Origin of the sequence: Pseudomonas sp. UBA5666, from assembly GCF_002420785.1 — a bacterium.
Classification (GTDB): domain Bacteria; phylum Pseudomonadota; class Gammaproteobacteria; order Pseudomonadales; family Pseudomonadaceae; genus Aquipseudomonas; species Aquipseudomonas fulva.
The window spans coordinates 77562-92224 of the sequence record NZ_DIIQ01000002.1 but is presented as its reverse complement, the minus strand read 5'-3'; the positions used below and the strand labels follow the sequence as shown (position 1 = coordinate 92224).

The following is a 14663-nucleotide window of genomic DNA, read 5'->3' as shown; positions in this document are numbered from 1 at the left end:
TGTGCGAAATTTGATACTTGTGGGGCCCATGGGTGCTGGTAAAAGCACCATCGGGCGCCTATTGGCCAAAGAGCTGCGCCTGCCATTCAGGGATTCCGACAAGGAAATCGAACTGAGGTGCGGTGCCAACATTCCGTGGATCTTCGACAAGGAAGGCGAACCGGGTTTCCGTGACCGCGAGCAGGCCATGATTGCCGAATTGTGCAGCCTTGATGGCGTGGTCGTTGCCACCGGTGGCGGGGCGGTCATGCGCGAGGCCAATCGCCGCGCGCTGCACCAGGGCGGGCGGGTGATCTACCTGCATGCCTCGGTCGAGCAGCAGGTCGGCCGCACCGCTCGGGATCGCAACCGGCCATTGCTGCGTACCGCCAACCCGGAGGCGACCCTGCGCGCCTTGCTCGAAACCCGAGACCCGCTCTACCGTGAAATTGCCGACCTGGTGGTGCAAACCGACGAGCGGCCACCGCGAATGGTGGTGATCGACATTCTCGAGCGCCTGCAGCAGTTGCCGCCCCGTTAACCCGGGACTATTCTCGGCCTCCTGCGCCGAGGCGAGGCTCAACGATACCGCGTGGCTTGCCTGCCAAAGGCGCCGTGCACCAGCTCATTGTGGGGATACATGCAGACACTGAAGGTCGACCTGGGCGAGCGCAGCTACCCGATCTACATTGGCGAAGGCCTGCTGGACCAGCCTGAGTGGCTGACGCCGCATATCGCTGGCCGTCAGGTTGCCATCGTTTCCAACGAGACCGTGGCGCCGCTCTATCTGGAGCGCCTGAGCAAGACTCTGGGGGCTTACAGCGTACTGCCGGTGGTCCTGCCCGACGGTGAGGCCCACAAGAACTGGGAAACGTTGCAGCTGATCTTCGATGGCCTGCTGACGGCCCGCCACGATCGGCGCACCACCGTTGTAGCGCTCGGTGGTGGCGTGATCGGCGACATGGCCGGTTTTGCTGCGGCGTGCTATCAGCGCGGTGTGGATTTCATCCAGGTACCCACCACCCTGCTGTCTCAGGTGGATTCGTCGGTCGGCGGCAAGACCGGCATCAATCACCCACTGGGCAAGAACATGGTCGGGGCGTTCTACCAGCCCAACGCCGTGGTGATCGACACCACGACCCTCGGGACCCTGCCAGCGCGTGAGCTGTCTGCCGGGTTGGCCGAAGTCATCAAGTACGGTTTGATCTGTGACAAGCCTTTCATGGCCTGGCTCGAAGAAAATATGCCGGCGCTGCGCAGCCTCGACGCCGTCGCGTTGACCGAAGCCATCCGCCGCTCGTGCGCGGCGAAGGCAGCCGTCGTAGGGGCTGACGAGCGCGAGTCGGGTGTTCGCGCCACGCTCAATCTTGGCCATACCTTCGGCCATGCCATCGAAACCCATATGGGCTATGGCGTCTGGCTACATGGCGAAGCCGTGGCAGCAGGTACGGCCATGGCGCTGGAAATGTCCATGCGTCTGGGCTGGATCACGCAGGCCGAACGCGACCGCGGCATTGGCTTGCTGCTGGAGGCAGGCTTGCCGGTGGTGCCCCCGCAGGAAATGACCCCAGCGCATTTCATGGAACACATGGCGGTCGACAAGAAGGTGCTGGACGGCCGTCTGCGCCTGGTGCTGTTGCGCCAGCTAGGCGAGGCCGTGGTCACCGACGACTATCCCAATGAGATTCTCCAGGCCACGCTGTCGGCGGATTACCGCGCGATCGTGGCCCAGCTTTGAGGTTGTGACAGCGCAATGACCAGTTTGCACGCCGATGAGGCCTTTCTCGACCATTACCAACTGAGCCATGACCCGTTCGCACCGCGCGTACCGGGCTTCAAGTTCTTTCCCGCCCAGCGCAAGCCGGTTCTGGCGCAGCTGCACCACCTGGCTCGCTACAGCCACCTGATGCTGGTGGTCACCGGGCCTCTGGGCAGCGGCAAGACCTTGCTGCGCCAGGCGCTGGCGGCCAGCACCAACAAGCAGTCGGTGCAGAGCGTCGTGGTTTCGGCCCGCAGTGCCGGCGATGCTGCCAGTATCCTCGGCCAGATTGCGCAGTACCTGGACGTGGCCGAGCCGCAGGTCCAGAGCATCCTGTCCAAGATGGTGCAACTGGCCCTGACTGGCCAGGAAGTGTATCTGCTGGTGGACGATGCGGAACAACTGGACGAGTCGGCACTCCAAGCGTTGCTGGAATTGGCGGCAGGCGTTCCCGAAGGGCGTCCGCATGTATTCCTGTTCGGTGAGCCATCGCTGATCGCAGGGCTCGATGAGTTGAATATCGAGGAAGAACGCTTCCACATCATCGAACTTGCGCCGTACAGCGAGGAGGAAACCCGCGAGTATCTCGAACAGCGCCTGGTGGGTGCCGGCCGGGGTATCGAGGTGTTCAGCCGGGAGCAGATCGCCGATATCCATGAAAATGCCGATGGGTGGCCTGGCACTATCAACCAGGTTGCCCGTGACACTCTGATCGAAGCCATGATCGCCAGCCGCTCGACGGCAAAGCGACCAGCCATGGGGTTCAAGATGCCTAAAAAACACGTACTCGCGCTATCCGCCGTGGTCGTCGTCGCCGTGGCCGCGGCGGTGTTGATGCCCCGCAAGGGCGACAAGGCCCCTGAAGATGCACCCGCAGCCCAGGCCCAGTTGCCCCTTGGCGACGGCAATTCCAGCGCGGCAATCGAGTTCTCCGGCTCGTCCCAGCCCAAGCCCCTGCCGCTGGGCGGGCAGTCGCAACCGGTCATGCGTGAACCGTTGGCCCAGGCAGCAGGCATGGGCGAGGGCGAAGAAGGCAGCCCGGCGGGTGATACCGCGTTGCAACCGGGCAACCCGCCACCCACGGTAACCACCATCGCACCGCCACAGGGCGTGTCTGCTGGCCCAGCGCCGGCGCCTGCCCAGCCGGTGACCTCCACGCCCAAGCCGGTGGTCACGCAACAGCCCAAGCAAACCACGCCGGCCAAGCCTGAGCCTGCACCTACCCAGGTGGCGGTGGCCAAGCCCGCGCCCAAGGTCGCCGAGAAAGCTGCTGAAAAACCAGCGTCAGGTGGCAGCGGCAACAGCAGCTGGTACACCGGTCAGAAGCCGGGCAACTACGTGGTGCAGATTCTGGGGACCAGCTCCGAAGCATCCGCCCAGGCCTTCGTGAAAGCCCAAGGTGGCGACTATCGCTACTTCCGCAAGTCCCTGCAGGGCAAACCGCTTTACGTGGTCACTTACGGTAACTTCGCCAACCGCGATGCAGCTGTGGCTGCCATCAAGAACTTGCCAGCGAAGGTCCAGGCTGGTAAACCTTGGCCACGTACCGTCGCCAGCGTCCAACAAGAGCTGGCTTCGGCCCGCTGATACCTTCCGGGCAGCACCACCCCGCTGCCCTGTAGCCAAGCGAATTCTGGTTTTCGTCTAGCCTGCTGCGCCTGAGCGCGGCAGGCTTTTCTGTCCCGGGCTGCCGGCCACAAGCCGCCCATGCAGTCCTGGCTGAATCGCTTCAGAGTCCAGCGAAGTTGCCACATGGTTGGCGGCATCAATACATTCAAAAATGCGACATAAATTTTCAATGGTGAGACATGAAAATTTGTGAGTGTCGCTGTCGCTGTGCAACAATGGTTTTCCATGGCCACCGCAAAAAAGCTGGCGTTTGATCGGCGTGGATGGTAAGTGGTTGTTAAAAAAAGAGATTTGCCTCCGTTGAGGGGTGAACCTGGTGAGAATGTGTCTATGAAAACAGGTCTGTACCATCCCGAAGAATTCAAGGACAACTGTGGTTTCGGCCTGATCGCCCATATGACGGGCGAGCCCAGCCACCACCTTCTGCAAACCGCCATGCAGGCATTGACCTGCATGACGCACCGCGGCGGTATCAACGCCGACGGCAAGACCGGCGACGGTTGCGGGCTGTTGATGCAGAAGCCCGATCAGTTCCTGCGTGCCATGGCCCAGGAACATTTTGCCGTCGAACTGCCCAGGCAGTACGCCGTCGGCATGGTGTTCTTCAACCAGGATCCGATAAAGGCAGAAGCGGCCCGCGCCAACATGGACCGTGAAATCCGCGCGGCCGGCCTGCAACTGGTGGGCTGGCGCAAGGTGCCGATCGACACCAGCGTGCTGGGTCGCCTAGCCCTGGAACGCTTGCCGCAAATCGAGCAGGTGTTCATCGGCGGCGACGGCCTGAGCGACCAGGAATTGGCCATCAAGCTGTTCAGCGCCCGCCGCCGTTCGTCGGTAGCCAATGCCCATGACGCCGACCACTACATTTGCAGCTTCTCGCACAAGACCATCATCTACAAAGGCTTGATGATGCCGCGGGACCTGGCTGCGTTTTACCCGGACCTGAGCGACGAGCGCCTGCAAACCGCGATTTGCGTGTTCCACCAGCGCTTCTCCACCAACACCCTGCCGAAGTGGCCGCTGGCGCAGCCCTTCCGCTTCCTTGCCCATAACGGCGAAATCAATACCATCACAGGTAACCGCAACTGGGCCATGGCCCGGCGTACCAAGTTCGCCAATGACCAGATCCCCGATCTCGAGGAGCTAGGCCCGCTGGTCAACCGCGTCGGCTCAGACTCGTCGAGCATGGACAACATGCTCGAACTGATGGTGACCGGCGGTATCGATCTGTTCCGTGGCGTGCGCATGCTGGTGCCGCCAGCCTGGCAGAACGTCGAGACCATGGATGCCGACCTGCGCGCCTTCTATGAATACAACTCCATGCACATGGAACCCTGGGACGGCCCGGCCGGCATCGTGATGACCGAAGGTCGCCACGCAGTGTGCCTGCTCGATCGCAATGGGCTGCGTCCGGCGCGTTGGGTCACCACCACCAACGGCTACATCACCATTGCCTCGGAAATCGGGGTGTGGGGCTATCAGCCCGATGAAGTACTGGCCAAAGGCCGCGTCGGACCCGGGCAGATCCTGGCGGTGGACACCGAAACCGGACAGATCCTCGACACCGATGCCATCGATGACCGTCTCAAGTCCCGCCACCCGTACAAGCGCTGGCTGCGTCAGCACGCCACGCGGATTCAGGCGACCCTGACCGACGACCAGGGTGTGGCCAGCTACGACGCTGACCAGCTCAAGCAGTACATGAAGATGTTCCAGGTCACTTTCGAGGAGCGTGACCAAGTGCTGCGCCCCTTGGGTGAACAGGGCCAGGAAGCGGTCGGTTCGATGGGGGACGACACGCCGATGGCCGTGCTGTCGCAGCGCGTGCGCTCGCCATACGATTTCTTCCGCCAGCAGTTCGCCCAGGTCACCAACCCGCCGATCGACCCGCTGCGCGAAGCGATCGTGATGTCGCTTGAGATCTGTCTAGGCGCCGAGCGCAACATTTTCCAGGAGTCGCCGGAGCATGCCTCGCGCGTCATCCTGAGCTCGCCCGTCATCTCGCCGGCCAAGTGGCGCTCGCTGATGAACCTGGAGCGTGACGGCTTCGAGCGCCAGCTGATCGACCTGAACTACGAAGAGGCCGTTGGGCTGGAAGCGGCTATCCGCAACATCGCCGACCAGGCAGAAGAAGCCGTGCGCGCGGGCAAGACGCAACTGGTACTCAGCGACCGCCACATCGCCCCTGACAAGCTGCCGGTACATGCTTCGCTGGCCGTAGGTGCAGTGCATCACCGCTTGACCGAGCAAGGCCTGCGTTGCGACAGCAACATCCTGGTGGAAACCGCCACCGCCCGTGACCCGCACCACTTCGCCGTGCTGCTGGGCTTCGGGGCTTCGGCGGTGTACCCGTACCTGGCCTATGAAGTGCTGGCCGACCTGATCCGCACTGGCGAAGTGCTGGGCGATCTGGACGAGGTGTTCAAGTACTACCGCAAGGGCATCTCCAAAGGCCTGCTCAAGATCCTGTCGAAGATGGGCATCTCCACGGTCGCCTCCTACCGGGGCGCTCAGTTGTTCGAAGCCATCGGCCTTGCCGAGGAAGTGGTCGGGCTGAGCTTCAAGGGTGTGTCGAGCCGTATCAAGGGTGCGCGCTTCGTCGATCTGGAAAGTGACCAGAAGCTGTTGGCTGCCGAGGCCTGGAGCGTACGCAAGCCGATTCAGCAAGGTGGCTTGCTGAAGTTCGTCCATGGTGGCGAATACCACGCCTACAACCCCGACGTGGTCAACACCCTGCAGGCCGCCGTGCAGCAGGGCGACTTCGCCAAGTTCAAGGAGTACACCACGCTGGTCGATCAGCGCCCGGTGTCGATGATCCGCGACCTGTTGAAGGTCAAAGTGGCTGACCAGCCGTTGCCGCTGGAGCAGATCGAACCGCTCGACGCCATCCTCAAGCGCTTCGACTCTGCCGGTATCTCGCTGGGTGCGCTGTCTCCAGAAGCTCACGAAGCCTTGGCCGAGGCGATGAACCGCCTGGGCGCGCGCTCCAACTCCGGCGAAGGCGGAGAAGACCCGGCGCGCTATGGCACCCTCAAGAGTTCCAAGATCAAGCAGGTGGCAACCGGCCGCTTTGGCGTGACCCCTGAATACCTGGTCAATGCCGAAGTCTTGCAGATCAAGGTGGCCCAGGGCGCCAAGCCCGGCGAGGGCGGTCAGCTGCCCGGCGGCAAGGTCAACGGCCTGATCGCCAAGCTGCGCTACGCCGTACCGGGCGTGACGCTGATCTCGCCTCCACCGCACCACGACATCTACTCGATTGAAGACTTGGCGCAGCTGATCTATGACCTCAAGCAGGTCAATCCGCAGGCGCTGGTTTCGGTCAAGCTGGTGGCCGAGGCGGGTGTCGGTACCATCGCCGCTGGCGTGGCCAAGGCCTATGCCGACCTCATCACCATCTCGGGCTACGACGGCGGCACGGGTGCGTCGCCACTGACCTCGATCAAGTATGCGGGCGCGCCATGGGAACTGGGCCTGGCCGAGACTCATCAGACCCTGCGTGGCAACGATTTACGCGGCAAGGTGCGGGTGCAGACCGACGGCGGCCTGAAAACCGGCCTGGACGTCATCAAGGCGGCCATCCTGGGGGCCGAGAGCTTCGGCTTCGGCACTGCGCCAATGATCGCGCTGGGTTGCAAGTACCTGCGTATCTGTCACCTGAACAACTGCGCAACCGGCGTGGCTACCCAGAACGACAAGCTGCGCAAGGATCACTACATCGGCACGGTCGACATGGTCGTCAACTTCTTTACCTTCGTTGCCGAGGAAACCCGTGAGTGGCTGGCAAGGCTAGGCGTACGCAGCCTTGGGGAGCTGATCGGGCGCACCGACCTGCTCGAAGTGCTGCCGGGCGACACCGAGCGTCAGCACCACCTGGACCTGACCCCGCTGTTGGGCAGCTCGCACATTGCGGCCGACAAGCCGCAGTTCTGTGAGGTGGACAGGAACCCGCCTTTCGACAAGGGCGAGCTTGCCGAGAAGATGGTCGAAATGGCCATGCCGGCGGTGCGTGACCAGGCCGGTGGCGAGTTCGCGCTCGACATCTGCAACTGCGACCGTTCCATCGGTGCGCGTGTGTCCGGTGAGATCGCGCGGTTGTACGGCAACCAGGGCATGGCCGGTACGCCGATCACGTTCCGTTTCAAAGGCACCGCAGGCCAGAGCTTCGGCGTCTGGAACGCCGGTGGCCTGAACCTGTACCTCGAGGGTGATGCCAACGACTACGTCGGCAAAGGCATGACCGGTGGCAAGGTCACCATCGTGCCGCCGGCCGGCAGCCCGTTCGAAACCCAGCACAGCGCAATCGTCGGCAACACCTGCCTGTACGGCGCCACCGGTGGCAGGCTGTTCGCTGCCGGTACGGCGGGCGAGCGCTTCGCTGTTCGCAACTCTGGTGCCCACGCCGTGGTAGAGGGCACTGGTGATCACTGCTGTGAGTACATGACCGGCGGCTTCGTCTGCGTCCTGGGCAAGACCGGTTACAACTTCGGCTCTGGCATGACGGGCGGCTTCGCCTACGTGCTCGACATGGACAACAGCTTCGTCGACAAGCTCAACCACGAACTGGTGGAAATCCAGCGCATCAGTGGTGAAGCGATGGAGGCTTACCGCAGCCACCTGGCGCGGGTTCTTGCCGAGTATGTGGATGAAACCGGCAGCGAGTGGGGGCGCGAGCTTTCCGAAAACCTGGACGACTACGTACGACGTTTCTGGTTGGTCAAGCCCAAGGCCGCCAACCTCAAGCAACTGCTGTCCAGCACCCGCGCCAACCCGCAGTAAACAGCTGCACGTGACCAACCCTGGGCGCTCGACCGGAGCAGCCCAGGGTTTGCCCGGCTCAAGTGATCGTCTTGCGGCTTGCAGCGTGTAGCGTGCGGCTGCTGTTAAGAGGTTTTGAAAAATGGCTGAACGTCTGAACAACGACTTCCAGTTCATCGAAGTGGGCCGCAAGGACCCGAAGAAAAAATTGCTGCGCCAGCGCAAGAAAGAGTTCGTGGAAATCTACGAACCCTTCAAGCCGCAGCAGTCCGTTGAACAGGCGCACCGTTGCCTGGGCTGCGGTAACCCGTATTGCGAGTGGAAGTGCCCTGTGCACAACTTCATCCCCAACTGGTTGAAGCTGGTGTCCGAGGGCAACATCCTGGCGGCCGCCGAGCTGTCGCACCAGACCAACACCTTGCCCGAAGTCTGTGGGCGCGTATGCCCACAGGACCGTCTGTGTGAAGGCGCCTGCACCCTGAACGACGGTTTCGGCGCCGTGACCATCGGCTCGGTGGAGAAGTACATCACCGACACGGCCTTCGCCATGGGCTGGCGCCCGGACATGTCCAAGGTCAAGCCTACCGGCAAGCGCGTGGCCATCATCGGTGCCGGCCCGGCTGGTCTGGGCTGCGCAGACGTGCTGGTGCGCGCTGGCGTGACGCCCGTGGTGTTCGACAAGAATCCTGAAATCGGCGGCTTGCTGACCTTCGGTATCCCTGAGTTCAAGCTCGAAAAGAGCGTGCTCAGCAATCGCCGCGAAGTCTTCACCGGCATGGGTATCGAGTTCCGCCTCAACACTGACGTGGGCACGGACGTGACCATGGAACAGTTGCTGGCCGAGTACGACGCGGTCTTCATGGGTATGGGTACCTATACCTACATGAAAGGCGGCTTCCCTGGCGAAGACCTGCCAGGGGTGCACGATGCCCTCGATTTCCTGATCGCCAACGTCAACCGCAACCTGGGCTTCGAGAAGTCGCCTGAAGATTTCGTCGACATGAAGGGCAAGAAAGTCGTGGTCCTGGGCGGTGGCGACACGGCCATGGACTGCAACCGTACCTCGATTCGCCAGGGTGCCCAGACGGTGACCTGTGCCTACCGCCGCGACGAAGCCAACATGCCGGGTTCGCGCAAGGAAGTGAAGAACGCCAAGGAAGAAGGGGTGAAGTTCCTCTACAACCGCCAGCCCATCGCCATCGTTGGCGAGGACAAGGTGGAGGGCGTGAAGGTGGTCGAGACCCGTCTGGGCGAGCCTGATGCGCGCGGGCGCCGCAGCCCGGAGCCAATCCCGGGTTCTGAAGAGATCCTGCCGGCCGATGCGGTGGTGATCGCGTTCGGCTTCCGCCCCAGCCCCGCCTCCTGGTTCGAGCAGCACGATATCCAGCTCGACAGCCAGGGCCGTGTCGTGGCGCCGGAGAAGAGCAGGTTCAAGCATCAGACCAGCAACCCGAAAGTGTTCGCCGGTGGCGACATGGTGCGCGGGTCGGACCTGGTCGTGACCGCGATTTTCGAAGGGCGTACCGCTGCAGAAGGCATTCTGGACTACCTGGAAGTCTAAGCGCCCTGGCAGGTAAGGTGGGGTCGCTGGGCGGCCTCATTTGCCTGGGGCAGACGCCCGGGCTTGCCCAGGAATGCTTGACCTGAAGCACGCAAAAAACAAAACGCATGGCCCCGACCGTGCCTTTTGTGTCGGTGTCTGAGAAAATGCCCCCACTATTTTTCCGGATGCCGACATGACTGCCCTGAAGAACGACCGTTTCCTGCGTGCTCTGCTCAAGCAACCCGTTGACGTCACCCCGGTATGGATGATGCGCCAGGCCGGCCGCTATCTTCCGGAGTACCGCGCCAGCCGCGCCAAGGCCGGCGACTTCATGAGCCTGTGCAAGAACCCGCAGTTCGCCTGCGAAGTGACCCTGCAGCCGCTGGACCGTTACCCGCTGGATGCGGCGATCCTGTTCTCGGACATCCTCACCATCCCGGACGCCATGGGCCTGGGCCTGTATTTCGAAACCGGTGAAGGTCCGCGTTTTCGGAAGGTGGTCAGCACCCCGGCCGACATCGAGGCGCTGCCTGTTCCCGACGCGCAGAAGGACCTGGGCTATGTGATGGACGCGGTCAGTACCATCCGCCGCGAACTCAATGGCCGCGTGCCTCTGATCGGCTTCTCCGGCAGCCCCTGGACCCTGGCCACCTACATGGTCGAAGGCGGCTCCTCCAAGGATTTCCGCAAGACCAAGGCCATGGCCTACGACAACCCACAGGCACTGCACCTGTTGCTGGACAAACTGGCGCAGTCGGTAACCACGTACCTCAATGGGCAGATCCTGGCCGGAGCCCAGGCCGTGCAGATCTTCGATACCTGGGGCGGCAACCTGTCGTCGGCGGCCTATCAGGAATTCTCCCTGGCCTATATGCGCAGAATCGTCAGCGGCCTGATTCGCGAACATGACGGGCGCAAAGTCCCCGTCATCCTGTTCACCAAGAACGGTGGCCTGTGGCTGGAAAGCATTGCCGATGCCGGGGCCGATGCCCTGGGGCTGGACTGGACCTGCGACATCGGCGATGCCCGTCGCCGGGTAGGTGACAAGGTCGCCTTGCAGGGCAATATGGACCCGACCGTCCTGTATGCCCGGCCGCAGGCCATTCGTGCGGAAGTGGCGCGCATCCTGGCCAGCTACGGCCATGGCAGCGGCCATGTGTTCAACCTGGGCCACGGCATCACGCCGGAGGTCGATCCTGAAAACGCGGGCGCCTTCATCAATGCCGTGCACGAGCTGTCGGCGCAGTATCACCAGTGAACCGGTTGTGACAGCGCATTACGCTGCATGGCCCGACTGGGGCTGAATGCAGCAAGGCTGTCGCATTAAGTTTCAATTCAGCGGTGCTCGCTAGGCTGGTCCTACTCCAACACAGATAGGACCCGCCCCCATGAAAGCACGCTATCTTGCCCTGATCCTTGCCCCCCTGTTCAGCACCGCTGCATTGGCTTCAGGTGGCTACACCGGCCCTGGCGCGCAGTCGATTTCCACCGTGGCCGCTGCCAGCGAGGCCGCAGACGATACCCCGGTGGTCTTGCAGGGCTACGTAACCCGCAAGCTCGACAACGATGACAAATACGAATTCAAGGACAGCACCGGCACCATCACGGTCGAGATCGATGACGAGGACCTGCCAGCCACGCCATTCAATGACAAGACCAAGGTCAAGCTCACTGGTGAAGTCGAGAAACACTTGATGAGCCGCGAGGTGGACGTGGACCGTGTCGAGATCATCAACTGATCCAGCACTCCTGTCGCAGGCAGGCCGGTTCTTGGCGAGTCCGCCGCGCCGTGAACCGGCCTGCCCCCAGCCTTCAGGCGGCCTTTGGCGCCAAGGTGCTCAGGCGCAACGCCACCATCAGGGCCACCGCCAGCAAGCTCCCAATGAACAGGCCAATACCATTCCAGCCCCAATGATGCCAGAACACCCCGCCCGCCGTGCCCGCCACGCTTGAACCGGCGTAATAGCAGAACAGATACAGCGAAGAGGCCTGGCCCTTGGCTTTCAGCGCCCGGCGCCCGATCCAGCTGCTGGCCACCGAGTGAGCCCCGAAGAAGCCGAAGGTGAAGACGAGCATGCCCAGGATGATCAGTGACAGCGGCTGGGTCAGGGTCATGAGCAAGCCGCCGCCCATGACCACGATGCTGGCCCAGAACACCTTGCGCCGCCCCAGCCTGTCAGCCAGTGCGCCCACCTGGGCCGAACTGTAGATGCCGGACAGGTAGACGACCGACAGCAACCCCACCAGGGCTTGGTTCATGTGATAAGGCTCGGCCAGCAAGCGGTAGCCGATGTAGTTGAACAGAGTGACGAAGGCGCCCATGAGCAGGAAGGCTTCGAGGAACAGCCAGGGCAAGCCGGCGTCCTTGAAGTGCATGAGGAACCCGTTGACCAGCGTGCGTGGGTTCAGGGTCTGGGGCTGGAAGTTGCGCGACTCGGGCAATGCCTTCCAGAACACGATCGCCGCCAGCAACGCCAGGCTTCCCAAGGTGAGCAGTGCCGCGTGCCAGCTGACGAAATCGATCAGCACGCCAGTGATCAGGCGTCCGCACATGCCGCCGATGGCATTGCCGCCGATGTACAGGCCCATGGCCAGGCCGATGTGCTGTGGGTGGATTTCTTCACTGAGGTAGGTCATGGCCACCGCCGCCAGCCCGCTCAACGACAACCCGACCAGTGCCCGGGTTGCCAGGACCAGCTCCCAGGTCGGCATCACCGCGCTGGCTATCGTGGACAAGGCCGCGCAGCCCAGCGCCGCCACCATTACCGGCTTGCGGCCGATGCGGTCGGAAATCGGGCCTGTGACCAGCAGACCGAGCGCCAGCATGCCGGTCGAAACCGAAAGCACCAGGCTGCTCTGTGCAGCGTTGATGCCGAACTCCTTCGACAGCAAGGGCATCATCGGTTGGACGCAGTAAAGCAGGGCAAAGGTAGCGAAGCCGCCGCTGAACAGCGCCAGCACCGTTCTCATGAAGGCCGGCGTGCCTTTTTCGATCCAGGCGTCGTTCGAGGTCACGGGCTCGGGTTCGGGTTTGGTGGCTACAAGGGCTACAGCGGTTTTCACAGGCAAGTACCTCAGAGGCAGTGAAAAAATCATATAGCTGGCTAATAATTAGGTCCAATATATTGTTCGACCTAATTAAGACGTTTCACGACCTATGAGGGGGGTGATGGAGCTGCGCCATTTACGCTATTTCGTCGCGGTTGCCGAAGAATTGCACTTCGGCCGGGCGGCTCAGCACCTGGGCATTTCGCAGCCGCCGCTTAGCCAGCAGATTCTGGCGCTCGAGCAAGAACTCGGGGCGCGGCTGTTCGAGCGGACCAACCGCCGTGTCGAGCTCAGCGAGGCCGGGCGACTGTTTCTGGAAGAGGCTCGCCAGGTGTTGGCGCAGGTCGAAAAGGCCGCTGATGTCGCCCGGCGCGCACAGTTGGGCGAACTGGGTGAGATGAAGATCGGCTTCACCTCCTCGGCACCGTTCACATCGAAAATTCCCAAGGCGATTCATGCATTCCGGCAGCGCTTTCCTGCCGTGCACCTGAACCTCATGGAAATGAGCAGCCGCGAAGTGGCGCAGGGCGTATTCGACGAGTCCATCGAAGTGGGGCTAATGCGGCCCATGCCGCTGGCAGACGGCCTGGTGGCGACCGAGCTGTTTCGTGAGCCCTTGGTGGCAGTGATCAACGCCTCTCATGCGCTGGCCAACGGCGCCGAACAGGGTGTGCACCTGGCAGCGTTGGCCCACGAGCCCTTCGTGTTCTTTCCGCGTAGCTACGGCAGTGGTTTGTACGCGCAGTTACTGGAGCTGGCGCGGCAGGCGGGTTTCAGTCCCCACTTTGCGCAGGAGGCAGGGGAGGCCATGACCATCATCGGCCTGGTGTCGGCGGGGCTTGGGGTGTCGGTGCTGCCGGCGTCCTATCAGCGCATGCGCATTGAGGGCGTGGTGTATCGCACCTTGCTGGACGAGCAGGCCACCTCGGCGGTCTGGCTGGTACAGCGCCAGTCCCGCAGGTCAGCGATGGCTCAGGCGTTTGCCGAGCTGCTCACCGGGCAGGTTCAGGGGTGAAACCTGACCGTTGAGCAGAGCGGATCATCAGTTGACGCGGGCCAGGTCACCCTTGAGCGCAACACCGGCAATCACTGCACCGGCGTGGCATTCGTAAGTGGAAGCGTCCTTGCGTTCGTTGCGCTTGTAGTAGCTGGCGATGTTCGTCACCGCATTGGCGTTGGCCTTGCGGGCAGCGTCCTGCAAGGTCAGCAACGCGGACTGCAGGGCCCACTCGCAGGCAGCCTCGTCACTCTTATTGAAGGCGTTGGTTTTCTTGTTGGTGACCGAGTTAGGGCTGATCACGGTGACCTTGCCGCGCGGCTTTACGCCGGCCAGGTAGAATTTGACCGAGCCATCGAGCTTCTTCTCGGCAAGCATCTGCTGCACCACCTTTTCGAACGGCAGGTACAACGCCGTGTCGCGGGCCTGGCTCAGGCCGGGCAGGGCAGCCAGCAGCAGGGCGGTAGCGGCGGTCAGGGTTTTCAAGCGCATCGGGTTCTTCCTTGGTCAGTGGTTGGATGAGGCGTTGCTGCGTTGCAGAAGCTGATCGGCGGACAGTGCGTTGAGCTGGCGCACGATGCTGCGGTCCAGGTTGTAGACCCAGCGGTTGTAGTTACGGTGGATCTTGCCGCCGTCATACCCCAGTTCGCGGCTGTCGCGATAATCGATGCGGAACTGGCTGGCGCTGTAGTGGATGTCCACGGCGGCGTAGAAGGTATTGCGCACGGTGATGTCAGCCTGAATGACCGAAGCGCCGACCGACCGGGCCGTCCAGCCACGCTCGACGATGGCCTTGAGGATCGCCTGCTGGACCTGCTGCTGGGTGTAAGGGGTGGCAGCAGCCAATTGTTCCGAGGGGTTGAGCACCGGTTTGGAGGTACAGCCGGCAATGCCGGCCAGTACCAGCCCTAGTGCAGCGGCGCGTAGCAGTGAGGACATTCCTTGCGCTCCTA

At 62.6% G+C, this 14663-nt stretch carries 11 protein-coding genes; 8 read left to right on the top strand and 3 right to left on the bottom strand.

The window, feature by feature from the left end:
* Position 1: 1 nt before the first annotated feature.
* From aroK to B2Y33_RS00575, 7 genes are all read left to right on the top strand, one after another.
* On the top strand, positions 2 to 520 hold the full coding sequence (aroK, locus tag B2Y33_RS00605; protein WP_027913510.1) for a shikimate kinase AroK: 519 nt from the start codon (positions 2 to 4) through the stop codon (positions 518 to 520).
* 99 nt (positions 521 to 619) lie between these two features.
* A complete protein-coding gene (aroB, locus tag B2Y33_RS00600; RefSeq protein WP_027913511.1) occupies positions 620 to 1717 on the top strand; it encodes a 3-dehydroquinate synthase in 1098 nt (365 codons plus the stop codon).
* 15 nt (positions 1718 to 1732) lie between these two features.
* Positions 1733 to 3325 (top strand): SPOR domain-containing protein, encoded by a 1593-nt coding sequence (locus tag B2Y33_RS00595; protein ID WP_027913512.1) that lies wholly within the window; start codon positions 1733 to 1735, stop codon positions 3323 to 3325.
* Between the two features lie 372 nt (positions 3326 to 3697).
* The gene (gene gltB / locus B2Y33_RS00590) at positions 3698 to 8143 is read left to right on the top strand and encodes a glutamate synthase large subunit (protein ID WP_206405121.1); all 4446 of its coding nucleotides are present in this window, start codon (positions 3698 to 3700) and stop codon (positions 8141 to 8143) included.
* Positions 8144 to 8264: 121 nt separating this feature from the next.
* Positions 8265 to 9683, top strand: coding sequence for an FAD-dependent oxidoreductase (locus B2Y33_RS00585; RefSeq protein ID WP_027913514.1), 1419 nt, complete (start codon positions 8265 to 8267; stop codon positions 9681 to 9683).
* Positions 9684 to 9858: 175 nt separating this feature from the next.
* Positions 9859 to 10923, top strand: a complete 1065-nt coding sequence (hemE, locus tag B2Y33_RS00580; RefSeq protein ID WP_027913515.1) for a uroporphyrinogen decarboxylase — start codon at positions 9859 to 9861, stop codon at positions 10921 to 10923.
* A gap of 130 nt (positions 10924 to 11053) precedes the next feature.
* Positions 11054 to 11404 (top strand): YgiW/YdeI family stress tolerance OB fold protein, encoded by a 351-nt coding sequence (locus B2Y33_RS00575; protein WP_023532560.1) that lies wholly within the window; start codon positions 11054 to 11056, stop codon positions 11402 to 11404.
* A gap of 73 nt (positions 11405 to 11477) precedes the next feature.
* Here the strand turns inward: B2Y33_RS00575 and B2Y33_RS00570 are convergent, their stop codons facing one another.
* On the bottom strand, positions 11478 to 12728 hold the full coding sequence (locus tag B2Y33_RS00570; RefSeq protein WP_027913516.1) for an MFS transporter: 1251 nt from the start codon (positions 12726 to 12728) through the stop codon (positions 11478 to 11480).
* Positions 12729 to 12834: 106 nt separating this feature from the next.
* On the opposite strand from B2Y33_RS00570, the gene B2Y33_RS00565 reads away from it, so the two are divergent.
* Positions 12835 to 13728 carry a LysR family transcriptional regulator gene (locus tag B2Y33_RS00565; protein WP_027913517.1) on the top strand — a complete coding sequence of 298 codons (894 nt, stop codon included), beginning with the start codon at positions 12835 to 12837 and terminating at the stop codon, positions 13726 to 13728.
* A 27-nt stretch (positions 13729 to 13755) separates the two neighbouring features.
* Here the strand turns inward: B2Y33_RS00565 and B2Y33_RS00560 are convergent, their stop codons facing one another.
* Together B2Y33_RS00560 and B2Y33_RS00555 are read right to left on the bottom strand one after the other, a co-directional pair.
* Positions 13756 to 14202, bottom strand: coding sequence for a hypothetical protein (locus tag B2Y33_RS00560; RefSeq protein WP_027913518.1), 447 nt, complete (start codon positions 14200 to 14202; stop codon positions 13756 to 13758).
* A gap of 15 nt (positions 14203 to 14217) precedes the next feature.
* A complete protein-coding gene (locus B2Y33_RS00555; protein ID WP_027913519.1) occupies positions 14218 to 14649 on the bottom strand; it encodes a hypothetical protein in 432 nt (143 codons plus the stop codon).
* Between the last annotated feature and the right edge of the window lie 14 nt (positions 14650 to 14663).